The 25,804-nt window shown below is 39.5% G+C and carries 24 protein-coding genes and 1 pseudogene; 13 read left to right on the top strand and 12 right to left on the bottom strand.

The window, feature by feature from the left end:
• The first annotated feature begins 270 nt into the window (after window positions 1-270).
• Complete coding sequence (locus MKL32_RS15015; protein ID WP_233738504.1) at window positions 271-1,815, top strand: anti-phage dCTP deaminase; 1,545 nt, start codon at window positions 271-273, stop codon at window positions 1,813-1,815.
• Between the two features lie 83 nt (window positions 1,816-1,898).
• On the opposite strand, the gene asd is transcribed toward MKL32_RS15015, so the two are convergent.
• From asd to pncB, 3 genes are all read right to left on the bottom strand, one after another.
• Window positions 1,899-2,750: an archaetidylserine decarboxylase gene (gene asd / locus MKL32_RS15010; RefSeq protein ID WP_270900717.1), complete on the bottom strand. Its 852-nt coding sequence runs from the start codon at window positions 2,748-2,750 to the stop codon at window positions 1,899-1,901.
• Entirely contained in the window at window positions 2,747-3,595 is an 849-nt protein-coding gene (locus MKL32_RS15005; RefSeq protein WP_075695991.1) for a sulfurtransferase, read from the bottom strand. Before MKL32_RS15005 ends, asd begins: the two co-directional genes overlap by 4 nt.
• A gap of 400 nt (window positions 3,596-3,995) precedes the next feature.
• The gene (gene pncB / locus MKL32_RS15000) at window positions 3,996-5,198 is read right to left on the bottom strand and encodes a nicotinate phosphoribosyltransferase (protein ID WP_004951160.1); all 1,203 of its coding nucleotides are present in this window, start codon (window positions 5,196-5,198) and stop codon (window positions 3,996-3,998) included.
• A gap of 149 nt (window positions 5,199-5,347) precedes the next feature.
• Between pncB and dtd the strand changes: the two genes are divergently transcribed.
• Window positions 5,348-5,788: a D-aminoacyl-tRNA deacylase gene (gene dtd / locus MKL32_RS14995; protein WP_004910099.1), complete on the top strand. Its 441-nt coding sequence runs from the start codon at window positions 5,348-5,350 to the stop codon at window positions 5,786-5,788.
• Between the two features lie 47 nt (window positions 5,789-5,835).
• Here the strand turns inward: dtd and MKL32_RS14990 are convergent, their stop codons facing one another.
• From MKL32_RS14990 to serB, 3 genes are all read right to left on the bottom strand, one after another.
• Window positions 5,836-6,315, bottom strand: coding sequence for a hypothetical protein (locus MKL32_RS14990; protein ID WP_004910100.1), 480 nt, complete (start codon window positions 6,313-6,315; stop codon window positions 5,836-5,838).
• 150 nt (window positions 6,316-6,465) lie between these two features.
• A complete protein-coding gene (gene aciT / locus MKL32_RS14985) occupies window positions 6,466-6,801 on the bottom strand; it encodes a ciprofloxacin tolerance protein AciT (RefSeq protein ID WP_004951151.1) in 336 nt (111 codons plus the stop codon).
• A 407-nt stretch (window positions 6,802-7,208) separates the two neighbouring features.
• Window positions 7,209-8,429, bottom strand: coding sequence for a phosphoserine phosphatase SerB (gene serB / locus MKL32_RS14980; protein WP_004910102.1), 1,221 nt, complete (start codon window positions 8,427-8,429; stop codon window positions 7,209-7,211).
• Between the two features lie 61 nt (window positions 8,430-8,490).
• On the opposite strand from serB, the gene MKL32_RS14975 reads away from it, so the two are divergent.
• From MKL32_RS14975 to glmS, 8 genes are all read left to right on the top strand, one after another.
• Window positions 8,491-9,795, top strand: a complete 1,305-nt coding sequence (locus MKL32_RS14975) for a hypothetical protein (RefSeq protein WP_171425343.1) — start codon at window positions 8,491-8,493, stop codon at window positions 9,793-9,795.
• Between the two features lie 347 nt (window positions 9,796-10,142).
• On the top strand, window positions 10,143-11,264 hold the full coding sequence (gene ribBA / locus MKL32_RS14970) for a bifunctional 3,4-dihydroxy-2-butanone-4-phosphate synthase/GTP cyclohydrolase II (protein WP_004951142.1): 1,122 nt from the start codon (window positions 10,143-10,145) through the stop codon (window positions 11,262-11,264).
• An 11-nt stretch (window positions 11,265-11,275) separates the two neighbouring features.
• Window positions 11,276-11,746 carry a 6,7-dimethyl-8-ribityllumazine synthase gene (gene ribH / locus MKL32_RS14965; protein WP_151723259.1) on the top strand — a complete coding sequence of 157 codons (471 nt, stop codon included), beginning with the start codon at window positions 11,276-11,278 and terminating at the stop codon, window positions 11,744-11,746.
• 3 nt (window positions 11,747-11,749) lie between these two features.
• A complete protein-coding gene (nusB, locus tag MKL32_RS14960) occupies window positions 11,750-12,199 on the top strand; it encodes a transcription antitermination factor NusB (protein WP_004679125.1) in 450 nt (149 codons plus the stop codon).
• 15 nt (window positions 12,200-12,214) lie between these two features.
• Window positions 12,215-13,132, top strand: coding sequence for a thiamine-phosphate kinase (gene thiL, locus MKL32_RS14955; RefSeq protein ID WP_004965060.1), 918 nt, complete (start codon window positions 12,215-12,217; stop codon window positions 13,130-13,132).
• A complete protein-coding gene (locus MKL32_RS14950; RefSeq protein WP_004910111.1) occupies window positions 13,110-13,631 on the top strand; it encodes a phosphatidylglycerophosphatase A family protein in 522 nt (173 codons plus the stop codon). Before thiL ends, MKL32_RS14950 begins: the two co-directional genes overlap by 23 nt.
• Window positions 13,632-13,653: 22 nt before the next feature.
• A complete protein-coding gene (gene glmU / locus MKL32_RS14945) occupies window positions 13,654-15,018 on the top strand; it encodes a bifunctional UDP-N-acetylglucosamine diphosphorylase/glucosamine-1-phosphate N-acetyltransferase GlmU (protein WP_087540304.1) in 1,365 nt (454 codons plus the stop codon).
• A 12-nt stretch (window positions 15,019-15,030) separates the two neighbouring features.
• Window positions 15,031-16,869, top strand: a complete 1,839-nt coding sequence (gene glmS / locus MKL32_RS14940) for a glutamine--fructose-6-phosphate transaminase (isomerizing) (RefSeq protein WP_125272519.1) — start codon at window positions 15,031-15,033, stop codon at window positions 16,867-16,869.
• Between the two features lie 60 nt (window positions 16,870-16,929).
• Here glmS and MKL32_RS14935 read toward each other — a convergent pair whose 3' ends face one another.
• From MKL32_RS14935 to pncA, 3 genes are all read right to left on the bottom strand, one after another.
• Window positions 16,930-17,568 (bottom strand): YitT family protein, encoded by a 639-nt coding sequence (locus MKL32_RS14935; protein WP_005403466.1) that lies wholly within the window; start codon window positions 17,566-17,568, stop codon window positions 16,930-16,932.
• Between the two features lie 213 nt (window positions 17,569-17,781).
• Window positions 17,782-18,246, bottom strand: a complete 465-nt coding sequence (locus MKL32_RS14930; protein ID WP_004910252.1) for an Lrp/AsnC family transcriptional regulator — start codon at window positions 18,244-18,246, stop codon at window positions 17,782-17,784.
• A gap of 78 nt (window positions 18,247-18,324) precedes the next feature.
• Window positions 18,325-18,957, bottom strand: coding sequence for a bifunctional nicotinamidase/pyrazinamidase (pncA, locus tag MKL32_RS14925; protein ID WP_270900716.1), 633 nt, complete (start codon window positions 18,955-18,957; stop codon window positions 18,325-18,327).
• 289 nt (window positions 18,958-19,246) lie between these two features.
• Between pncA and dapA the strand changes: the two genes are divergently transcribed.
• The 3 genes from dapA to purC are packed head-to-tail and all read left to right on the top strand — an operon-like array spanning window position 19,247 to window position 21,513.
• Window positions 19,247-20,140, top strand: a complete 894-nt coding sequence (dapA, locus tag MKL32_RS14920) for a 4-hydroxy-tetrahydrodipicolinate synthase (RefSeq protein WP_151790498.1) — start codon at window positions 19,247-19,249, stop codon at window positions 20,138-20,140.
• A gap of 15 nt (window positions 20,141-20,155) precedes the next feature.
• The gene (locus MKL32_RS14915; protein WP_020899820.1) at window positions 20,156-20,758 is read left to right on the top strand and encodes a hypothetical protein; all 603 of its coding nucleotides are present in this window, start codon (window positions 20,156-20,158) and stop codon (window positions 20,756-20,758) included.
• 35 nt (window positions 20,759-20,793) lie between these two features.
• Window positions 20,794-21,513, top strand: coding sequence for a phosphoribosylaminoimidazolesuccinocarboxamide synthase (purC, locus tag MKL32_RS14910; RefSeq protein WP_005403468.1), 720 nt, complete (start codon window positions 20,794-20,796; stop codon window positions 21,511-21,513).
• A gap of 70 nt (window positions 21,514-21,583) precedes the next feature.
• Here the strand turns inward: purC and MKL32_RS14905 are convergent.
• From MKL32_RS14905 to MKL32_RS14895, 3 genes and pseudogenes are all read right to left on the bottom strand, one after another.
• Window positions 21,584-23,316: pseudogene (locus MKL32_RS14905) on the bottom strand (amidohydrolase).
• Between the two features lie 176 nt (window positions 23,317-23,492).
• The gene (gene yddG / locus MKL32_RS14900; protein ID WP_039908735.1) at window positions 23,493-24,377 is read right to left on the bottom strand and encodes an aromatic amino acid DMT transporter YddG; all 885 of its coding nucleotides are present in this window, start codon (window positions 24,375-24,377) and stop codon (window positions 23,493-23,495) included.
• 100 nt (window positions 24,378-24,477) lie between these two features.
• Window positions 24,478-25,752: a replication-associated recombination protein A gene (locus tag MKL32_RS14895; RefSeq protein WP_004910268.1), complete on the bottom strand. Its 1,275-nt coding sequence runs from the start codon at window positions 25,750-25,752 to the stop codon at window positions 24,478-24,480.
• Window positions 25,753-25,804: the final 52 nt, after the last annotated feature.

Here is a 25,804-nt window from a genome sequence, read left to right as displayed (position 1 = left end):
TTAGGCTGAAAATGGGACATTGACGTTAATCGGTGTAGGAAATGGCTTACAGTTAAAAACTCAAGCTTGGTAAAACATGTTAGAAAATTTATAAATATGATTCTTTCAAATTAAAATCTTTAACTATTGTTAAGATTTTTTAACAAAAAGTAAAGTATTGGTTTTTAAACAAACAACTCTGATTGTTTTTAAAACAACCCATTATGCTAAATATATAGAACATTTCATAAGATTTTATCTATAATCAGATGGAAATTAAGGGGATAAATTATGAATGTTATTGACGAGTTATTAGAAAAAAATACCGATGGTATAGAGGAAGTTATCATTGGCCTTGTTGGAGCAATTGGTAGTAATTTATCTACGGTGCAGAATATTTTAAAAACTGAGTTAGAGGATACTTTTGGTTTTGATACTTTTATTATTAAGGTCTCTGAAGATATTTTAACTTGTCACCCGAATGTTAAAGATGTTGAGAATTTTGATACATCTACTAAATATAAAAGAATTTCTTCATTAATGGACTTAGGAAATAAATTACGAGAATTCTATGGCGAGGATTATATCGTATTAGAAATTGCAGCAAAAATTAGAGAACTGCGAAAGTCTTATCAAGGGAAAAATAAGAGAGTCGCTTATATTATTAATTCTTTAAAGCATGATGCAGAGGTTATTTCCTTAAAAAAATTATATGGACATAGTTTTTTTCAGATTTCCGTATTCGAGTCAAAAGATAAAAGAAAAGAAACTTTAAATAATACTGTAGGGATGTCTATAGAGGAGGCTAATTTATTAATAAAGAGAGATGAGAAAGAAAATGAAAAATGGGGGCAAAGAACTAGTGTTGCATTTCCAAGAGCGGATTATTTTTTGAAGCTAGATGATAAATCCAGTATCCATATAAAAAATGCTATTACAAGATTTATTAAACTGATTTTAGGAAATCCTTTTATCACTCCCACATTTTCAGAATCAGCAATTTATATGGCTTTTATGAGTAGTTTAAGTTCATCTGATTTGTCTAGACAAGTAGGAGCTGTTATTGCTAAAAACGATAGCATTTTAGCTACAGGAACAAATGACGTTCCTAAGTTTGGAGGTGGTCTTTATACACCTAAATATGACGAAAATGATGGAAGAATAGAAGATCAGGAAGCTGGACGAGATTATAAATATAAAGGTGGAAATGATTGTAATCATATTCAACGTAATAGATTAATAGAGGAAATTTATAGTGCTATTAATGAACAATTAGATGGCATTCTTTCTGAAAATATACCTAGTCAAAATGATGTTTTAGTGAATATTAAAAAAGCAATTCAAAATAGTGAAATTAAAGACATTACTGAATATGGTCGCATGGTACATGCTGAAATGGATGCTATTTTAAGTTGTGCTAGATCTAATAATTCCACTGAAGGTGCAACTTTGTATGTGACAACCTTTCCTTGTCATAATTGTGCAAAACACATTGTCGCAGCTGGAATTAAGGAGGTTATGTTTGTAGAACCTTATCCTAAAAGCAAAGCATTAGAGTTTCATGAAGATTCAATTTCATTAGAAAAAAGTCATAATAAATTAAGATTTAAACCATTCGTTGGGGTTGGCCCAAGAAATTTTATTAATTTATTTTCATTATCTTTAGGTATTGGAACCGAATTAGAAAGAAAAGATTCGCAAGGAAAAAGCCTTGAAAGTCAGTGGAATCCTAAGACTGAAAAATTAAGGATAAAAGGCACCCCTTCTTCATATAAATACTATGAAAAAGAGGCTGAGGATAAGGTTAGGCAAATTAAAGATAAGGTTGGTAGATAATTTTACATAATATGCCATTAACGAAACACCTAAGAATAAAAAAGCCCTTTAAACTTTAAAGGGCTTTTTTAACTCATTTTAAGTTAGACCGAATGCCCCAAACGCTCACCCATCACCACAGTCGAGTTCACTTTAAACTGCTCTTCCCATACCATTTTATCTTTTTCAAATAAAACCACAGCAGTAGAACCTAAGTAGAAACGACCTAACTCAGCGCCTTTATCTAACTGCATTTGATGATGCTGTAATTCAACTTTACCTGAAGGTTTTACCTTACCTGTCGCAACAGTTTCAATCCCAGCCACAATCATCGCGCCAACTAAAACCACTGCCATGCGACCAAGTTCTGTATCAAACAAACATACCATGCGCTCATTACGCGCAAACAAACCTGGTACATTTTCAGCAGTCGTTTGATTAACTGAAAACAACTCACCTGGGATATATAAAGTTTCAGTCAATGTACCTGCAAATGGCATATGTACACGGTGATAATCTTTCGGTGATAAATAAACTGTTGCAAACTGACCATCTACAAATGGCTTCGCAAGTTGCGGATCACCAATCAATTTCTCTACAGAAAAACTTTGACCTTTGGCTTGGAAAATATCACCTGCCTCGATCTTACCCAGCTGAGAAATTGCACCATCCGCAGGACAAACAATACTATCCGCACGCTCGTCTACACCGCGTACACCTTCCTTCAATGCACGGGTGAAGAACTCATTAAATGATTTATATTGATTCGGATTAGTCTGCTCAGCAATGCTCATGTCAATGCCGTATTTAGCTTTGAATGCCTGAATCACAGCAGTTTTTACCAAAACATTTTCACTGGCTGCCACTTTGCCGATAACACGGCTCAGTTGATGTTGAGGTACTAAGTTTTGTGCTTTGATAAAAAGTTGTTTTTTTAGGTCTGCTGAAAAACTCAAGATGGTGACTCCCCTGAAATAATAGGACTATCGAGGCGATTGCCCCATTCACTCCACGCACCATCGTAGGCTCTCACTTGCCAATTGAGTAATTTTGCCAAGATATACGCCAAGCCCGAACGGTGATGTGACTGACAATACACCACCACAGGTTGTTGTAAATTAAAGCCTAATTGTTCCAAACGTTGTTGAGTGCGTTCAAGCGGGTGTAATTTTAGATGATTTTCACGATTTAGGGCAGTACTCCATTCAAAATGCAAAGCACTTGGGATGTGACCACCGCGTCGCGCAGCAAGACGTAAACCCGTATATTCATCTATGGTACGGCAGTCCCAAAGTTGAATATTCTTATGATTGACTGCATTGAGGAGTTCATCATATTCAATACGATGCTGTTGTACGGCTTGCTCATCAATAGCAACCAACTCTGCAACAGGTTTGTATGGTTCAACTTCAGATGTGGTTGGCAAACCTGCACCTAACCAGCCGTGAATACCACCATTAATCAAATTGGTACGTGTGAAACCTAAGCAGTGTAAATTCCAAATCAAACGCCCTGCCCAAGCACCACCCTCGTCGTCATACACCACTACATGATGTTGCGGTGAAATATTTAATTTCTCAATCAAGGTTTTTAAACCATCGACATCTGGCAATACACCATTCGCTTGTTCATTCTGCGCAACTAAATATTTAGGTTGCAAATGAATAGCATGTGGAATGTGCAGTTGCTCATAAACCGAAGCTCGGCTTAGATCGATCACTCGAATCAACTCATGACCCAAGTATGGTACAAGTTGTTCAGGTTCAATCAATAAACCTAATTTAAAATCTGTGTCAGTCATTGTTATGGTGTCTTGTGATTACAGCATTGCATCAAATTTTAGCATAGCTCACTTTTTATCTTTGTCTGATTTTTCATATTCATTTAGCAGAAAACAAGATATAGGAAAAAACCCAACGATTTTAGATTTAAAGCATAAAATTTGCTGACAATTGCGAAAGTTAAGCCATATAAACCTGTCGAAAAAATTTACTGGTGCAGAGGCGGCATCCATGCCGTCTCTGTGGCTGCCTTGCGCTGCTTTCAAAGCGTTGCTTTGAAATTGCTCAGGATGTGCCAACAGTTCAACAAAAGATTTTTGCTACTTTGGATCTTTCAAAAGTAAAGAGTACCTATTACAGATCTCTAATAACATTTGAGCTATTCAATAGCCGTACCAAATTTTGAGTATGAAAGAATAACTAGGCCTCTTCAATCTCAAACACCTGACGCAAATACGCCAAAAACGTTTCATTATCGCTCATGGTCTTGCCTGAGCTATCAGAAATTTTTGCTACCGATTGCCCATTACATTCCACCAGTTTTAAAACAATATTAAGCGGTGTCTGTCCCATGTCATTGGTGAGATTAGTTCCAATACCAAAACTAACCTGAAAGCGATCTTTAAAATATTGATGCAATAACCATGCTTTCTCTAAATTTAAACCATCACTAAAAGTTAACATTTTGGTCTTGGTATCTATTTTTAATTTGCGATAGTGCGCAAAGGCTTTATCACCCCATTCATAAGGATCACCACTATCATGGCGCAAACCATCAAATAATTTGGCAAAATACAGATCAAAATCTCGCAAGAAAGCATCCATCCCAACCACATCGGTCAAAGCGATACCCAAATCCCCTCGATACTCTTGTACCCACGCTTCTAAAGCCGCTTTTTGGAAATTACGTAACCGAACATCCAATGCCTGAAAAGCCTGTAAAAACTCATGTGCCATGGTTCCGATTGGGCTAATGCCTAATTCTTTCGCTAACAGCACATTGCTGGTGCCACGAAAAACTTTGGGTGCAGCTGAGTGAAAGGCTTGAACTACATGTTTTTGCCATTCAAAACTATAACGCCTTCGTGTCCCAAAATCTGAGACCAAGAATGGAGGATCATTTTCTTGCTGTTGCTGAGCATAATCTTGTAGTTGAACGAGCTTCTGCTGTAAACGGCGCTCGCCTTCTACAAAAACGTCATCATTACGGATGCGTTGGAAATACAGCTCATTGACGATAGCTAAAACGAAAATCTCAAACATCATGGCTTGTACCATTGGACCTTCGATTCGAATATCGAGCCGACCTGCCTCATCCATACTGGCTTGGATAAAACGACGTTTAAGTTGAAATAACTCTAAGTAATCAACAAAATCACTTTTAATAAAACGCAAGGAACGTAAATACTGTAACTCATCATCGGTGAAGCGCAGCTCACACAACAAATCAAGTTGATGGTTCAAATCATCCAAAATCTCAACTAGCGGATAAACCGTGTCATCTAAATTGCGGCAACGAAATAAATAAACACTGTGAGTTTGCGGAAACTGATGTAGCACGACTTGCAACATCGTGAATTTATACAAGTCCGTGTCGAGTAAAGATCGAATAATGGCAGGCATAAAGGATGGTTTTAACCAATTTTTATTAGATATCTGTTGTTATACAACCAAACGCTGGAGATTGAATAGTAGACTTTTGCTGCACGACTCATTTTTATCCTTTTGCTCTGCTAAAATTGCGCATCTCCTATCATCCAATTTTTAAAGTTATGCGTGCATTAATTCAGCGAGTTCTTGAAGCAAAAGTAGTTGTGGACGGACAAACGACAGGCGAGATTGAAAAAGGCTTATTGGTTTTTCTAGGCTTAGGGAAAGACGATACTTTAGAAAAGGGTCAGAAACTGATAGATAAGATTCTCAAATATCGAATCTTTGACGATGAAAATGGCAAGATGGGGTGGAATGTGAGTCAAGCCAGTGGCGGTATTTTATTGGTATCTCAATTTACCCTCATGGCACAAACTCAAAAAGGGTTACGACCAGACTTTGGACCTGCGATGCCACCTTCAGATGCCAAAGCACTCTACGAGCAATTGGTTGAATACGCACAACAGCAATTTGAAAATGTACAAACAGGTATTTTTGCTGCGGATATGAAAGTACATTTGGTGAATGATGGACCTGTGACTTTTAATTTAGAGATTGAATAAGTTTAGGCAATAAAAAACTCCCATCTAGGGAGTTTTTCTCAGGCTTGTTATTTACCTGTTTTTTCTTTAATAAACGCACGTGCTTGGCGAATTTTTTCTTTTACAGGTTTTGGTACTTTAGGTGGAATCAATTTCGCTGCTTGGTTGAACCAAACCAATAAGCTAAAGTCACCTTCCATTTTAATGCTACCGTCTTGCATACCTGTCATGAATGCTGTTGGGTCGCCTTTTACTAAAGTTTTTACGCCTTGCTCACTTGAAGCAAATTGCAAAATAAAATCCGCTTTTTCAGGATTGCCTGCAACTGTATCGATCTTACCGTGATTGACAATAATCTGACGCGCCATACCCAAATCTGTACCAATTTGAATACGAAATTCACGATCATGAACTAACTCAATAAACTTAGGGCTAGTACGTGCCAATTGCTTCATACGCAACGCCAAACCTGCCACCAACAAATCCAGTGGATCTGTACTTACATCAACGATAGGTAACTTAACCACAGGTAGAGAAGAAAGCTTCATGACAATTATGCCCACAGTATAATGATGAAAATTAAGACAACCCGTATCCTAGCACAATTGTGAAGAACTCTGTAAAAGCTTTGTTTCAGAAAGTGAATGTAAAAAAGGCGTGCTGAGCACGCCTTTGATGTGATTAGAATTATTATGTATTTATCGACTAGAACATTGTTGTTGGTCATCCTTATAAACAGGCGTGTGTTCAATATACTGGCGATTTGCCAGTTGTTTTTGTGCTTGTTTGTCTTCACGTAAAAGAATAAATGTCACCGTCACCATCGCAAGGCTGAGCGCTGTCAGATAACTATAAGCGACAGACATTTCGAACATGGTTTGCACACCAAAGCGTACCACTTCGAGCAGTCCCCAACTAATCATACCCGCCAACATAAAACCTAACCAACGACGATAAGGAGAGAAGAAAACAGCAATAACTGCGACAGCGATCAAGCCAAATCCAACCCACATGGTGAAATTCGCTGCTTCCATAGAAACCTCCGTCTTTAAAAGGATGTCTGAATCAACGTTCAGACCTTATATTGTTCTGTAATCTCTAACAGTACTTCGTGTTGCATTAACGTCTTTATGCATTATGGAGCGTTTTTTTTAGAAAAAAAGAGCTTAAAATTAACGATACGACACAAGATGTCGCAATATGCTTTTGTAATTACATTTTTTAAAAATCAAAATTCTGAAATTTCTATATAGCATCAATTACTGAGTGTCATTACAAAAAAATACGCTTAATTTTGACGTCAAAAAAACTTTTTTCTGAATTTTTTAATTGTAGGTTTTCTATACATTTAGACATAAATATGACGAAGTGATGACAGCCAATAAAATCAATAAAGCCACATGATCTGTGGCTTTATTTGAGGGCTCAGATCTACATTTATCTATGCTCGATTGAGGTCTTTATCATGCATACCTAAAAGATAAAGCACGCCATCTAAACCCACACTCGAAATTGCCTGATTGGCATTTTGACGAACTAGAGGTTTGGCACGGAAAGCCACACCTAGCCCAGCGATTGACAGCATTGGTAAATCATTTGCGCCATCACCAACAGCCATCGCCTGCTCTAATGAGATACCCATTTTATCAGCCAACTGGCGTAACAGCTCTGCCTTACGCGCACCATCAACAATCGCACCTTTCACTTCACCAGTGACAAGCCCATCTTGCACATCCAAAATATTGGCATGCACTTCATCAATGCCAAGTTTAGCTTGTAAATACTCTGCGAAATATTGGAAGCCACCTGAAAGAATTGCTGTCTTATAACCCAAGGCTTTCAACGTTGAAATTAAGCGCTCTGCACCTTCTGTCACAGTTAGACGCTCAGCAATTTTAGGCAGAACAGATGCATCTAAGCCTTTTAACAACGCAACACGTGCACGGAAACTTTGTTGGAAATCAAGCTCACCTTGCATTGCACGCTCTGTAATTTCAGCAACTTGCTCACCTACACCCGCTTCTAATGCAAGCTCATCAATCACTTCTTGCTCAATCAATGTAGAGTCCATATCAAAGCAAACCAAGCGACGATTACGGCGATAAGCATTATCTTCTTGTACGGCAACGTCGATGTTTAACTCACCTGATAAACTCAAACAAGCAGCACGCATTGCTTGTGCATCCAGCATTTGTCCGCTTAATCCGAACTGAACGCAAGCGCGTCGTGGGAACTGACTTTCTTCTTCTAGTTCTAAACGTCCTGATAAACGTGTTACCGTTTCTATGTTAAACCCTTGACCCGAAACAATTTGAGTCACAGCTTGCAAATGTGCAGCGGTCAGTTCAGGTGCAAGAGCCGTCACGATATAGCGTGTACGTCCGCCCTCACTCACCCATTGGTCATATTCTGCGTTGCTGATTGGTTTAAATCGCACAGTTAAGCCAATATCATGTGCTAAAATCAGAATCTCTTTCATTGCTAATGCTGTTGCAGTCTCGTTATCTGATGCAACAACGATCCCAAGGGTCAGTTGATTGTGAATAACCGCCTGACCGACATCGAGTATTTGCAAAGAATGTACGGAGAGTACCTGCATTAATCGAGTAAACTGATTCGGTTGATCTGGTCCTAAAAAGGATATAAGAATGATTTCTCGCATGAATTGACTCGTGTTAGAGCGACAACTATTGTAAGAATCATAACATAACCCATGAATCTATTTGCCTTGGAAGTTTAACTTGAATGCGCCTCGCCAAGGGCTATTTGCTAGCCTACTGATCGTTAGTTTTGCCTTGCATACCTTTTTATTGGTGATTGCAACGACTCATCAACTCAATGAAAACCGCGCCAGCCAAGGACAACTGATGACTAGTCAGTTAGTGGCAGATACTCTTTCTGAAATGGAACCCGCCAATACTGTTTCTTTAGCATTGGTTGCTAATCGCTATGCGACCAATCCAAGTGTTGCCTCAATCCGCATTTTGGATGCCAACAAACAAGTGTTAGCAACTAGCGGTATGGCTAAAACTCGTCAAGGCGAAGTATTTGTCCGTGATGCCTTACAGAATGAGAAGAAGGTAGGAACAGTCGAAATAACGCTGATACAACCAAGCATTGGTGAAATTTTGCGCACACAGTGGTTGGCGATTCTATTGTCTCTCTTGATTCATGGATTAATTTGGTTAGGCTACCGTGCTATTGCACGCCCAACGCGAACCGAATATCTTGCTCGTATCAATCAAGAAAATCATCTCAAGCATGAAATTCAACGTTTAACTCAAGCTTTGGCATTAGAAAAACAGAATACGGTTACTTTGGTCGCTCAAGCACAACAACAAGCAAAAGTACAACCCAAAACGCGAGTTGAGAAAGTCAGCACTGAAACACCTCAAGTTGATCAGCATACATTGGCGCTTAACATCCAGTTTTATGATCCAAAACAACTTTTAAATAGTGTTAACCAATCCGTTTCATTGCCTTACTTTAAGCTTTGTCAGTTATTTTTGGATAAAAGTATCGATCTATGTGCTAAACATTATCAAATTGATCCATCTAAAATTTGTGTTGAACAAGAGTTTAATGCTGAAGGGGCAACCTTAAGTACTCAGTCAGATCAAACACATGCTTTAGAATGTCTTATGATGATTGGTGCTGTTTTCCAACTGCTCGCAGAAGTACTGTATAAACGTTATCGCGAAGACAAACGCTTTGCCTTGCAAACGCGTGGTTCTGTTGCTAGCCCTGTAGATGCCATGCAGCTCGACGCAATTGAAACTTCGAAACGCCTAACTCAACATTTACATGCAAAAGAAGCTGCCTTACATTTGAATCACGAGCAATTAAAAGCGATTCAACATAGCTATGAATTAGTTGCAATGCCAAACCCAAGTAATATCATGACACGTCATGCATTTATGATTAATGGTATGAATGAGGAGTGTGCAACTTTAGCTCAAAATCTGCGCACTGAAATTTTAATGGGTAAAAAGGCAAAAGTCTCATCTGAATCATCCAGCCTTTCGTAATTCACCTCGATAAAATATCCCCATTTTTTAAGTATAGAATGGGGTTTATTATTTGAATAACGATAAAGTTCATTCCATCAAAAAGTGCTTGATTTGCCTAAAACATCAACACACTCAAACTATATTCTTAAATCGATTCAGCGCAGCTTGAGTTAAAAATTATTGCAAAACAATGAAATTTTTAGAAAAAACAAAATATTTAGATCAATAAAAGCGTTTACTCAGCATGATGTATAAATTCGTCACGTGCGATAAGAAGCACAGGCGAAAAGTTTTAAAATGCGGTAAACTATGCCAAATTTATCGAATACTAATGCCTTAAAAGGCTGCTTAAAAGGTGAAAGCGAATGCCGCTGAGTCGTGTTGAAGAACTTGTCGCAGATATTCGTGCAGGCAAAATGGTTATCCTCATGGATGACGAAGATCGAGAAAATGAAGGTGACTTAGTCATCGCTGCTACCCATGTTCGTCCTGAAGACATTAACTTCATGATTACACATGCACGTGGTTTGGTCTGTCTGACATTAAGCCGCGAACGTTGTAAGCAACTCAACCTTCCGCTTATGGTTGATCAAAACGGCGCTCAACATGCCACGAACTTCACCCTTTCAATCGAAGCAGCCGAAGGCATCAGCACAGGTATCTCAGCAGCAGAACGTGCACATACTATTCGCACAGCTGTAGCTGCCCACGCTAAACCAAGCGATATTGTTCAACCTGGTCATATTTTTCCATTAATGGCTCAACCAGGTGGTGTCTTACATCGCGCAGGTCATACCGAAGCTGGATGTGACTTAACACGCTTAGCAGGTTTAGAGCCTGCTTCAGTGATCTGTGAAATTATCAATGAAGATGGCACTATGGCGCGCCGTCCTGATTTAGAAGTATTTGCAGAAAAGCATGGTCTCAAGATTGGTACGATTGCGGATTTAATTCACTACCGTATGACCAATGAGCAAACTGTTGAACGCTTATCTCAAGAAACCATTCAAACTGAATACGGGACTTTTGATCTTTATAAATACCGTGAAATCGGTAACCCAGACATTCATTTAGCTTTGGTAAAAGGTGAGCCGAAAGAAGGCGTGACCACTGTTCGTGTTCATGGATTCAATCCTGTTCGTGATCTTTTAAAGCTTAATAAAGCCGATGGTTCTCCAGCATGGAATCTTGATCTTGCAATGAAAACGATTGCTGCAAGTGACCGTGGTGTATTGGTTTGGATTGGACAAGATCACTTGGAAGATTTAGGTCATGCCATTCATCATTTGAACCAACCAAAGCCACTGAAATCAAATGCAGCTCTATCGCAGCAATATCAAACAATTGGTGTCGGTGCACAAATTTTACGTGATCTTGGTGTTGAGAAAATGAAGTTGTTGAGTTCTCCGCTTCGTTTCAATGCTTTATCAGGATTTCATTTAGAGGTGGTGGAATACATCACTGCCGATCAAATCACAGCAAAATAATCGAGGTTGCTATGGCAATTCGCCGAATTGAAGGTTTATTACATCTCGCAAGCGAAGGTCGTTATGCGATCTTAGTTGGTCGTTTCAATAGCTTCGTTGTAGAACATTTACTTGAAGGTGCGATCGACACATTAAAACGTCACGGCGTTGCAGAAGATGCGATCACCGTGATTCATGCACCAGGTGCATGGGAACTGCCGATCGTTGCGAAGAAATTAGCGGCTTCAAACAAATTTGATGCCATCATCGCTTTAGGTGCAGTAATTCGTGGTAGCACACCTCACTTTGACTTCGTTGCTGGTGAATGTGCTAAAGGTCTAGGTGTTGTAGCACTTGAAAGCTCAATGCCTGTGATCAACGGTGTTTTAACTACCGATAGCATCGAACAAGCGATTGAACGTTCAGGTACGAAAGCAGGTAATAAAGGTAGCGAAGCTGCACTTACTGCTATCGAAATGGTTAACTTATTAAAGGCAATTTAAAGCATGTCGCAAACACTTCAGGCCGCTTATGCAGCGAAACGCAAAGCACGTCGTTTTGCTGTACAAGGGATTTATGAATGGCAAATGAGTCAAAATCCTGTTCATGAAATTGAAGCACGTACACGTGTTGAAAATGCCATGCACAAGGTTGACCTCAACTACTACCATGAATTACTCACTCAAGTGGTTGCTCAACATGAAGCTTTAGATGAGTTACTCATTCCTGTACTTGACCGTGAGCTATCTGCACTTGATGGTGTAGAACTTGCAACCTTACGATTGGGCGCTTATGAATTACGAGATCACCTCGAAGTTCCTTATCGCGTTGTACTTGATGAAGCAATTGAGCTAGCAAAACACTTTGGTGGTGCAGACAGTCATAAATACATCAATGGTGTATTAGATCGTCTTTCTTCAAAGCTTCGTGAAGCCGAAAAACAACAAGCGAAATAATAGGCTTGATGTTTCATGGCTGAGTTTTCAATTATTGACCGTTACTTTAAACGAGCATCTCATCAGGATGTCAGTTTAGGTATTGGTGATGACTCAGCCATCCTCACCCCTCCTTCCTCGCAACAACTCGTCATTTGCACAGACACTCTAGTCGCTGGTCGCCATTTCCCTTTAGACACCTCAGCACATGCTGTGGGTTGGAAAAGTGTAGCCGTGAATTTATCAGATATCGCGGCAATGGGAGCTCAACCACACAGCATCTTGCTTGCACTCAGTTTACCAAGTGTAGATGAGGCATGGTTGGCTGAATTCAGTCGAGGACTCTTTGAATGTTGTGACCAATTCAATGTTGCATTAATCGGTGGAGATACTACGCAAAGCTCCCAATTAACGATTACAGTGACAGCGCTAGGTTGGATCGAACAAGGACAAGCAATTACGCGAGCTGGTGCGCAAATCGGTGACTATATATGCGTGAGTGGGCAAGTTGGTGATGCTGCGTATGGACTGCACCATTTAGGTCATGCACTACAACAACGTTTAGATTATCCAACACCACGTTGTCAGTTAGGTCAGCGACTGAAAGGTCGAGCGACCAGTATGATCGATGTCTCGGATGGTTTAGCACAAGACTTAGGACATATTCTGAAAGCTTCTAGCGTGGGTGCGACCTTATTTTTAGATCGTTTGCCAATAGATTCAGCACTAAAAGCATTAGACCAACAACAAGCTTGGCAATATGCGCTCGCTGGTGGGGATGACTACGAATTATGCTTTACAATATCACCGCAAAAATTCGAAGAACTATCGCGACATCAATCTGATGTACCGTTTACAATAATCGGCGAAATTACCCAACAAACTGGATTGTTATTTAAGTATATGGGCGAAGTTTACCCATTACATGTTCATGGATATCAACACTTTGCATAAACCCCCTATTCACTTTAGCCAAATGACTTGGTTTGACCGCTTTATTGTGTTCTGCGGTGTAGGATTTGGCTCTGGTCTCAGTCCCAAAGCCCCTGGTACTTTTGGGTCAGCATTTGCTCTTCTTTTCGTCCCCCTGTGGCTAATACTTGGCTTCAATGCCAGTGTTTTTGCAATCCTACTTATGTCGATTGCAGGCATTTATATTTGTGGCCACACTGCCAAAGTGATTAATGTCCATGATGATGGTCGTATCGTTTGGGATGAATTTGCTGGACAATCGATTACCTTTTTACCTCTGCTCTACTTACAGCAAATGAATTGGTTATGGGTCATTGCAGGTTTTGTCTTATTCCGTATCTTCGACATCTGGAAACCATTTCCAATTAATTGGGCTGACCAAAAAGTTTCTGGCGGCTTTGGTATTATGCTTGATGACCTGATTGCAGGACTTTGGGCTGCATTATGTATTTTTCTTATTCAATTTTATTTTTTGACCTAACACATTAATATTAGGGTTAATTATGTCAACAACCGTCATTATTCTAGCTGCAGGGAAAGGAACGCGAATGCGTTCAAAGCTTCCTAAAGTATTACAACCACTTGCAGGTCGTCCACTTTTGGGACACGTCATTGAAACCGCAAAAAAACTCAACGCCCAAAATATTATTACCATTTATGGGCATGGCGGTGAACTTGTTAAACAAAGCTTTGCACAAGAACAGATTGAATGGGTTGAACAAGCTGAGCAATTAGGTACTGGTCATGCTGTACAGATGACATTACCAGTTTTACCGCAAGATGGTATCTCACTCATTTTATATGGTGATGTGCCTTTAGTTCGACTCAGTACTCTTGAACAATTACTAGAAGCATCTAGCCAGTCGGGTATTGGGATGATCACACTCGATGTCGAAAATCCAACGGGCTATGGTCGTATCGTTCGTCAGGCTGGAAAAGTTCAAGCCATTGTTGAACATAAAGATGCCAATGAAGAACAACGTCAGATCCAAGAGATCAATACGGGGATCTACTGCGTTAGCAATGCAAAACTACACAAATGGCTACCAAAGCTGTCGAATAATAACGCACAAGGCGAATATTATCTTACCGATATCGTAGCGATGGCGGTTGCAGATGGTCTGGAAATCGCTTCCATTCAACCTGAACTTGCATTTGAAGTTGAAGGCGTAAATGATCGTCTACAACTCGCTACGTTGGAACGTCAATTTCAACAACAACAAGCCAAAGAATTAATGCAACAAGGCGTTCACTTAATTGATCCAAATCGTTTTGATCTACGTGGCACATTAAAATGTGGGCAAGATGTTCAAATCGATGTGAATGTTATTATTGAAGGTCACTGTGAGCTCGGTGATAACGTACAACTTGGTGCAGGCTGTATCTTAAAGAACACGCGTATCGCAGCAGGCACTAAAGTTCAGGCTTATAGTATTTTTGAAAATGCAGTAGTAGGCGAAAATACTCAAATTGGTCCTTTTGCTCGTTTACGTCCAGGCGCAAATCTTGCAAATGATGTGCATATCGGTAACTTCGTAGAAGTTAAAAATTCTAATATTGGTGTAGGTTCTAAAGCCAATCATTTCACTTATCTTGGTGATGCTGATATTGGTGCGGATTGTAATATCGGTGCAGGTACGATTACTTGTAACTATGATGGCGCAAATAAGCATAGAACTATTATTGAAGATCATGTATTTATTGGCACCAATAATTCACTGGTTGCTCCGATCAAAATCGGTACTGGTGCTACAACTGGCGCTGGTTCAACCTTAACACGAGATGTGACTGACCATAGTTTGGCTGTCGAACGATCTAAACAGTTTGAAAAAGCAAATTATCAACGTCCCCAAAAGCTGAAAAAATAAGAGGATAAAATTATGTGTGGTATTGTTGGAGGCGTTGCTCAGCGTTGTGTAACTGATATTTTGATCGAAGGACTCAAGCGTCTTGAGTATCGTGGTTACGACTCTGCTGGCTTAGCATTACTCAATAATCAAAAAATTCTACGTGAGCGTCGCGTAGGAAAAGTAGCTAATCTTGCCGAAGCTGTTTCAGACCAACATTTAATGGGTAATATCGGAATTGCACACACACGTTGGGCAACTCATGGTAAACCAACTGAAAATAATGCACATCCACACGTTTCTGGAAATGTCGCTGTCGTACATAACGGTATTATTGAAAATTACCAAGAATTAAAAGACGATCTACAAGCCTTAGGTTATGTATTTACCTCTCAAACAGATACCGAAGTTGTTGCTCATCTCGTACATGACGCATTAAAACATACTGATAGCTTACTTGAAGCCGTACAAAAAGTTATTCCACAACTGAAAGGCGCTTACGCTCTTGGAATTATTCATACTGAACATCCAGATGAATTAATCACTGTCCGTGAAGGTTCTCCTCTCGTGATTGGTGTGGGTATCGGTGAAAACTTTATCAGTTCAGATCAATTGGCTCTACTTCCAGTCACTAACCGTTTTGTTTATCTAGAAGAAGGCGATATTGCTCGCTTAACTCGTACGAGCATTGAAGTTTTTGCGCAAGGTGAAGCTGTTCAACGCCCAGTGAAAGAACTGGATGCTACGGTTAGCAACGCATCTAAAGGTGAATATAAGCACTTCATGCTCAAAGAAATTTATGAGCAGCCAGAAGCGATCCAGCAAACCATTTCTCAAGCCTTAAATGGCAATTATTTGCGTGAAGATTTTCTTCAATATGCCAATGCTGATTTTGCTAAAATCCAACAGGTACAAATTATTGCCTGTGGAACCAGCTATCACGCAGGCATGATTGCAAAATATTGGTTTGAACAATTAATCGGCGTACCTTGCCAAGTCGAAATTGCCAGCGAGTTCCGCTATCGTACGCCTGTCATTGTGGCAAATACGCTGTATATCTGTATTTCTCAATCTGGTGAAACGGCAGATACCCTAGCAGCTTTACGTGAAACCCAAAAACGCGCTAAAGCCAACACGATTGACATTAGCACGATGACGATTTGTAACGTTGCGACATCATCGATGGTTCGCGAAACAGATCATCATTTACTCACTCTTGCTGGCCCTGAAATTGGTGTTGCTTCAACTAAAGCATTTACCACGCAACTTGCTGCATTAATGTTACTGATTCTAAAAATCGGTCAAGTGAAGCAACGTCTCTCTGATGCCCAGTTAACAGAAATTACTGAAGCTTTATGGCATTGCCCGAAAGTAATTCTAGATACTTTGCAGCACAATACTTCGATTCTTCGTTTGTCTGCGTTATTTGTAGAAAAGAACCACTGTTTATTCCTTGGTCGTGGAACACACTTCCCAATCGCACTAGAAGGTGCTTTGAAGCTCAAAGAAATTTCATATATTCATGCTGAAGGTTATGCGGCAGGTGAACTCAAACATGGTCCATTGGCATTAGTTGACAATGAAATGCCTGTGGTAATTTTGGCACCAAATGATGACATGCTCGATAAATTAAAATCGAATATGGAAGAAGTACAAGCGCGTGGCGGCGAGCTTTTTGTTTTTGCTGATGAAAATAGCGGAATCCAAGAAAAAGATCGCCAACACGTAGTTCATATCCCAGCAGTCAATGAATGGTTAGCACCTATTGTTTACAGTATCCCTGTACAGCTTCTGTCATATCATGTCGCTGTATTGCGTGGTACTGATGTGGATCAGCCACGTAACCTTGCAAAAAGTGTAACAGTCGAATAATAAAAAATGGAAGAAAGGTTCGTCTTTCTTCCATTTCCTTTTTAGAAACTTTTGATCGTATTAAGCAATATAACGACTGGTTTTATGGTTCAATAAAATAATTAAATTTAGAATTACCGCACCCAAAATTGAAAATAGAACTAACTTCCAATCCACATAAAATAACGATGCCAGTAAAATTACAACATCGATGCCCATCTGTACTTTTCCAGCAGGAATTTTAAATCGCTCTTGCAGATATAAAACCAACAAGTTAATTCCACCTAAACTCGAACGATGTCGAAATAAGATCAAAAAACTGACTCCCATCAACACATTTGCAAAGATAGTTGCATAAATCGGATTGACATCAGACAACTGAAAAAAATGTGGAATGGTCTCTGTAAAGCTAGCCAGCAAAGCAACAGCAATGAAGGTTTTGACCACCAATCCCATACCCATCTTTTTATAAGCAAAATAATAAAATGGAATATTAATCAGGAAAAAGAGTACCCCGAATTTAATATCGGTCACATAGTGGATGAGTAAGGATAGACCCGCTGTACCACCTGTCATAATGCCCGCTTGCTGCAATAGCGTCATTGCAAAAGATAAGATGAAAGTACCGATTAACATGGCCAAGGCATCCTCAATCTTAGAATGCTGATCTATTGCAGACATGACTGGACTTACCAAAGATACATTTTGATCGGTATTCATAATGGTATAACTCAATAGGAGAACAACAGAAGGGAGAGATCTTTAAAAAAGATATGACATATTTGATCATTTTTATTTAATTTTCGCAATTTTTTCTTATATTTTTATCATAAATGCAATTTATATTCACAATAACGGATTTCGAATGATCAATCAGATATGAATATCCAGCAATTTGACTAATCAGCTTTTAGCGTCATAGATCAAATTTTTTTATTTCATCGCGATGCCATTTTCTTTTAATTTTTCTAAAACAATTGAGGTATTTAAGTTACTTACACCAAAATCACTGGAGGACAAGATCCCAATCAGTTTTACCATTTCATCTAAGCTTTTAACAGCGACTTTAAGTGCAAAGTCATAACTGCCTGTAAGTTTATGAATATCTTTAACCGCAGGTTCTCTTAAGAGAAAGTCGACAAAGCGATCATGCGTCGCATCATTATAATTCTGCAATTTAACTTCAATAATTCCCATAATTGGCGTGGGATCTGCGCTCAGAGCCACCTGAGCATAATATCCTGTAATCACTTTGGTCTGTTCTAAATGGATTCGTCGACGAGAACATTGCGAGGTCGAAAGCCCCACCAGCTCAGCCAATTCTTGATTAGCTAAACGACCATTGAGTTGTAAATGATGAATAATTTTTTTATCAAAATCATCTAATTCGTCAATCATACAACTCTCAAATAAATCTGGGTAAATACAAAGCATCACTCAATAAAGTGTAGCTTTTTTGGGATATAAACCACAAGTTTAAAGCAAAATACTGGAGGCTTCGATGCGATGCACACCCTTTTGCAACATATCTTGCCATGCTTGTTGCAAAGAGCCGTTTAAATCAATTCCCTTGCAGGCATCTTCTATCACATAAGTATCAAAACCCAGTTCAGCAGCATCAATCGCAGTCCAAGCGACACAAAAATCTGTAGCAATCCCAACGATATACACAGTATTTATCTGATGTTCTCTCAAATATCCATTCAATCCAGTTGGTGTCTTACGATCTGCTTCCATAAAAGCTGAATAACTATCAATATTTTGATGGCAACCTTTTCGAATAATCAGTTGGGCTGTCGGAATATTTAAATGGGGATGAAATTCAGCATCATGCGTCCCTTGAACACAATGTTTAGGCCATAATACTTGACGACCATAATCCAATTCGATGGTCTCAAAGGGCTTTTTATTGGGATGATTATCTGCAAAAGAAATATGTTGGTCAGGGTGCCAGTCCTGCGTTAGCACAATATGCTTAAACTTTTGTGCAAGTTGATTAATCTTCGGAATAATTTCATCGGCGTTTGCCACCGCTAAATTTCCTCCTGGCGTGAAACCATTTTGCACATCCACTACAATTAAAACACTTTGTTTTACTTGCTTAAGCATCTGATCACCCTATTTAAATTCCATCATTTTAAAATACGCTGCTGCTTGTTCTATGACTAGTCATGTTTAACTTTTTCAGCAAATGAAAAGAATTCAATACAAAGATCAATTAAAGTTTTCCACAGTTTAACTAAAGCATATTGTTCTTATGTCGCTGATCAGTCATAATTTGCATAATTGTCATTCAACTCACCATATTGATTGAGTGACGAATCAAAATACTGCAACCATCCAATATTTCGTTTCAAATACTTCAATCTCGGATGGGAAAATAGGATATTTTTTCAAAATGACTCAGCTAGCACAGAATATTCAAGGCTCAATTGTCGCAATCGTCACCCCTATGTATGAAGATGGCAGCGTAGATTGGAAGAGTCTTGAGAAGCTTGTTGAGTGGCACATCCAACAAGGTACTCACAGTATCGTTGCGGTCGGCACAACAGGCGAAGCATCGACCCTTAGTATGGAAGAACATACTCAGGTCATAAAAGAGGTGATTCGTGTTGCAAACAAACGCATTCCGATTATTGCGGGTACAGGTGCAAACTCAACACGCGAAGCGATTGAGCTGACCAAAGCTGCGAAAGAATTAGGCGCAGATGCAGCATTACTTGTAACGCCATATTATAATAAACCAACTCAGGAAGGCTTATACCAACACTATAAAGCTATCGCTGAGGCCGTTGATATTCCACAAATTCTTTATAATGTTCCAGGTCGTACAGGCGTGGATATGCAAAATGAAACTGTTATTCGTCTTGCAGATGTGAAAAACATTATTGGTATCAAAGATGCGACAGGCGATGTTCCACGTGGACAAGCTCTCATCGAAGGTTTAGCTGGTAAAATGGCTATTTACTCAGGCGATGATGAAACTGCTTGGGAACTGATGCTACTAGGTGCTAAAGGCAACATCTCTGTAACTGCGAATGTTGCACCAAAGCAAATGAGTGACGTCTGTGAAGCTGCTTTAGCTGGCGACAAAGAAAAAGCTCAACGTTTAAATCAACAAATTGCAAATCTACACAATATTTTGTTTTGCGAATCAAACCCAATTCCTGTGAAATGGGCTTTGCATGAGATGGGTTATATCAGCACTGGTCTTCGTTTACCGCTAACCCCTCTCGCTGAACAATATCGTGAACCTATCCGTAACAGTCTAAAAGCTGCGGGAATAATTTAATACGAGCAATTTATGATGCAATTACGTCTTGGTGTTGTCCTTGTTATTTCAGCTTTAAGTTTGGCTGGTTGTGGTCGCTTTGCCCTCAATAATCACTCATTAGATTATAAAAATGCGAAAACACTGGAACCTCTCAAATTCCCTGAGAATGCAACGGTAAGACCATTTACACCATTGTATCCAGCTCCAACGGTTGATCCACTTGCGATTCAACATGCACCTACATTCGAAAATAAAAGTGGCAACCGTTACGCTTTACCTCGCCCTGATCCGATGCAGGCAACAGCGAATACCAGTGATGCGACTACAGCAACTTTAGGTCGTCCTCAACTTGTAATGGATGGCAATAAAAACCCATTACTTAAAGTTGAAGGTCCAACTGCTGCAGCTTGGCAATACACTTTCGCAACATTGAGTAGTCTCAACTATAAGATTGTCTCTCAAGCAGATAATGGTTATGAGGCGACGATTACTGTAGGTGATCAAAATTACCTACTCAAACTCTCTGCTGTGGGCTCAAGTAATACTGTTGCTCTGTTTAAGCTTGATACAACTTTTGCTGACCCTACTGTCGCAACTGAAGTATTAGCCCAGATTTATCAAAATTGGCCAGCCTAGTCGTTTACTAGGCATATTATTCAAAAGGTTCCCCCATGTTAAAACAAACCTTGCTCTATACTGGTAAAGCAAAATCTGTGTATGAAACAGATAATGCTGACCACCTGATTTTAGTCTTTCGTGATGATGCCTCTGCGTTCAATGGCGAAAAAATCGAACAACTAGATCGTAAAGGCAAGGTCAACAACCGTTTTAACGCCTTCATCATGGAGAAGTTGGCTGAAGCAGGTATCGAAACTCATTTTGAAAAGTTACTTTCTCCAACGGAAGTACTTGTTAAAAAGCTTCAAATGATTCCTGTAGAGTGTGTCATCCGCAATTATGCTGCTGGTTCACTTTGCCGTCGTTTAGGTGTTGAAGAAGGCAAAGAGTTAACGCCTCCTACATTTGAATTATTCTTCAAAGATGATGCTCTTGGCGATCCAATGGTAAATGAATCGCAAGCAATCGCTTTAGGTTGGGCAACTGCTGATCAACTTGAAAAAATGAAAGAACTTACTTACCAAGTGAATGATGTACTTAAAGCATTATTCGATGCAGGTAATATGATTCTTGTTGATTTCAAACTTGAATTTGGTGTGTTCCATGACCGCATCGTATTGGGTGATGAATTCTCTCCAGACGGTTGCCGTTTATGGGATAAAGATACCAAGAAAAAATTAGATAAAGACCGCTTCCGTCAAGGTTTAGGCGGTGTGGTTGAAGCTTATGAAGAAGTTGCTGCACGTTTAGGCATTAACTTAGATGATATCTAATCATTTTAAGCATTCATGATTTATAGAAAACCAGCTCCTTTGAGCTGGTTTTTTTATGTCTTCATTTTGACTACTGCTGATAAATAAGTTTACCTTCTTTATAGGTCGCCAAAACTTTAATTTTTTTTGATTTCTCGGCTTGGTACAGTCAGTGGGTTCTTATCTAAAATCACTAAATCGGCGAGCTTTCCTTGCTTTAACGTACCCTTATATTGATCTTCAAAATATTGATAAGCAGCCCAATCCGTCATCGATTTTAAGGCAAGATAAGGACTTATACGTTCATCGGCACCTAGAACATAATCACTACGCGTCACGCGATTGACTGTAGCATCGAGCATCATCATGCTATGTGGTGGAACAACGGGAGCATCATGGTGTTCGGTAAAGATTAAATTTTTCTTTAGTGCAGTTGCTGTTGGGGAAATATGTGCTGCTCGCGTCTCGCCTAGTGTTTGTTGGCGATGCCAATCCCCCCAATAATAGGTGTGTAATGAGAAGAACGAAGGAATAATATCTAAAGCCTTCAATTGGTCTAGCTGATCATCTCGAATCGTTTGCGAGTGAATCAATACACTTCTGCGGTCTGCTTTACCTTGTTTTGCCGTAGCATCTTTGACAGCACCTATAAACTGATCTATTGCCGCATCTCCATTGGCATGAACGAGCACTTGCCAGCCATGTTTGAAGGCTACATTAATATATTGATCGACCTGTTGATCGTCTTTGATCGCTGGATAGCCTTTATAATTTTTATCTTTACCTTCAGGTGGAATCTTATAGGCTTGAGTTAACCATGCAGTCTTACCTTGAGGTGAACCATCTAAACTGATTTTAACGCCACCTATACGGAAGTGATGATCGTATTGTCGGCTACTTCCTTGCTTAAGCATATATTCTTGGCTAGTGGTGATATCAGGATAAGATACGACATCTATCGGAAGTTGATTTTGCTTGGCAAGCGCCTGCCACATCTCCGTCGTACCTTGATCTGCTCGTTCCTCTTGTACTGTAGTGAAACCATTTTTGACATAACCATCAAGACCTTTACGAGCAATTTCAAACATCACTTGCAGTGGCACATCTTTGAATATTGAACCAATCGCAGTAAATAATGCGGACTCTTCCAGCACCCCATTAGGAACATTCGAGTTGGTTTCCCGACGAATAATCCCTCCTGATGGATTTTCAGTATTTTGATTGATATTTAACAAGGCTAGTGCTTTGTGATTCACTGAAGCGAGATGCCCTGATTGATGTAAAATCATCACGGGCTGATCTTTGGAGACTCGATCTAAATCGGTTGCTGTCGGATGACGCTGTTCACTTAATTGCGCATCATCATAACCATTTCCCAAAATCCATCCCCCCCATCGTTTGAATGACTTGAGGATTTTGCTTTTTCCATTGAGATAATACTTGAACCAAAGAATCAATATCAGAAACTTGACCATCTGGCGCAGGATAAAGATTTGCAACCATCTGATGGAATCCAACCATATTTACATGGCTGTGTGCATCAATAAAACTTGGCAAAAGTGTTTTATTCTTTAAATCAATGGATTGAATATTCGAATTTGCTAAATGCTCTGCCTGTTTTTTTGAACCAACAAAAAGAAACTTTCCATCTTTAACCAGCAAGGCTTCTGCATATGTTGGCGTCATACCTTCCATCGTTATGATCGGACCACCAAAAAACAATTGTTCTGACCGATCTTGATCAAGTGGAGTACTTGCACAGCCTGATAAGGTAAAGGCGATGATTGTTGCTGTCGTCAGTTTATTCAAATATTTAAAAGTCATAGATTAAAACTATATTTTTATTATGCCTTTTTAGATTAAAGCTCATTCTTTCTGATATAAAAAGGCATAACTTGTTATTTTTGTAATGCTTGATAAATTTTTGAATCAATAAATAGTTTAAACCATTGATCAATAGCTATTTCACCAAGCTGATTTGAATAAAAAACACTTTTTGTTTATGACTTCGCCTTTGTCGCCAACCAACACAGTATAGAACCGACACACACCATCAGCGCACCATACCAAAAAGAAAGACCCAAAGGCGTACTCAGTAACAATGCAGCAAAAAAAGCGGAAAGCACAGGAATAAAATAAGATGCTCCTGCCAGTAATGTCACATTACCATGCAAAATTCCAACATTCCAAGCTGCATAGCCGAAGCCCATCGCAGCAGCAGCAAAAACCAAGGAAATAGAGGATGACCAATCAAAAATAAAGCCATTCCCCCCCATCACAAGATATTTAATCCAAAGCACGATCGAAACCAAAATAAAGAATAAAGTAATTCCATTTACTCCCTGAGCGATTCGTGCGGTAAGGGTACAATAAGCCGCCCACAACAATGTCCCTAGAAATGCCAATCCATAACTCAGTGGGTTCTGTTGAATATTGTTAGCCATGCCAATCAAATCAAATCCTTGCTCTCCTCCCAAAACCCAACAAATACCGAGTAGAGAAACAACGAAGCCAGGAATAATCAGAAAATTTGCTTTTTGTTGATTAAATAAAATCGCCGCAACCATCGTGAAAGTTGGCCATAAATAATTGACCATTCCGACTTCAATTGCTTGTCTATTTGTTTGGCTATATCCAATTGAAAGTGAAAGACAAATTTCATAGGCGACAAATAAAAAAGCACCCCAAATCAAATAAGTTTTTGGAAAACTTTTGATAGGCGTCCAACCAACAGAAAGTAATAAGAATATTGAAGCAAGTGTATAGATTAATGCCGCACCACCAACTGCACCAAACTGAGTACTTACTTCTTTAATGAGCGCAACAATTAAACTCCAAAGCAAAATGGCAAGCAGTCCAATCAGTGTTGCTGTTTTTGAGTTCATATTGATATCAATTGAATCTTGGAACCAAAGCAACATGCCATCAATCGGGACTAAAATGCTGCTTTGGTAAATTTAAAATGAGGCACGCGCCCAGAAAGTATTATTGCTGTTGCTGTTCTTGCTGCCAGCGGCGCTGTTGCAAACGTTCAGCTTCAACTTCACGTTTATTTAAGGCTCGTTCATACAGCTTCGTACCACGCAATTCAGGTGGCAAATAGTCTTGTAATACAAAATGTTCAGGATAATTATGTGGATACAAATAATCCACCCCATATCCTTGTTGCTTCATCAGTTTGGTTGGCGCATTGCGCAAGTGCAATGGTACAGGCAAATTTGCCGTTTTCTCTGCCAACTCTAAGGCACGATTGATGGCTAAATAGGTACTATTACTTTTCGGGCTGGTTGCCAAATAAACTGCGCATTGTCCTAAAATAATACGCGCCTCAGGCATACCCACCGCTTGAACTGAACGGAAGCACTCCCCTGCAAGTAACAAGGCATTTGGATTAGAATTTCCAATATCTTCTGATGCCGCAATCAACATGCGACGAGCAATAAATATTGGGTCTTCTCCACCTTTCAGCATTCTTGCCATCCAATACAAGGTAGCATCTGGATCACTTCCCCGAATCGATTTAATAAATGCTGAAACCAGATCGTAGTGCTGCTCACCTGACTTGTCATAACGCGCAATGTTCTGCTGTGCAACTTTGACGACAATCGCGTTGGTCACGACATTTTCAACATCAGCTTCAAAGGTACTGGCGATTAAATCGATCAGATTAAGCGCCTTACGCGCATCACCTGCAGCAAATTGAATCAGGGCATCATATTCTTCAACTTGAATAAAACGCTCTTTGAGAAACTTATCACTTTGAATCGCTTTATTGATGAGTGTTTGAATGGCATCAGCATCCAAACTATTCAGCGTATAGACCTGACAACGCGACAGTAAAGCGCTATTAACTTCAAAAGATGGGTTCTCTGTGGTTGCGCCGATCAGCGTAATTTTGCCTTTTTCGACCGCATTTAGTAACGCATCTTGCTGCGATTTATTAAAGCGATGAATCTCATCAATAAACACCACTGGAGTCAGCAGATCACCACTTTCCGCAATCACTTCTCGTAGCTCTTTTACACCAGTATTCAGCGCAGATAAGCTAATAAATGGGCGATCAACTGCTTGCGCCAGCAATAATGCGATCGTAGTTTTACCTACCCCTGGCGGACCCCAAAAGATAATCGAAGGTAAATGCCCTTGATCAATCATTTGGCGCAAAGGTGCATTTTCACCTAACAAATGATCTTGTCCGATAATTTCGGATAAGTCACGAGGACGTAAACGTTCAGGTAAAGGAATATGCGTATCTGACATCATCACTGACTTTATGCTGTTTTATCCTAGTCTATTGTGTCTGAATCAAATC

It is taken from the genome of Acinetobacter sp. AOR34_HL, from assembly GCF_027854795.1.
In the GTDB taxonomy this organism is placed as follows: Bacteria; Pseudomonadota; Gammaproteobacteria; order Pseudomonadales; family Moraxellaceae; genus Acinetobacter; species Acinetobacter junii.
The sequence above is the reverse complement of the archived record's forward strand: the minus strand, read 5'-3'. Positions and strand labels throughout refer to the sequence as shown.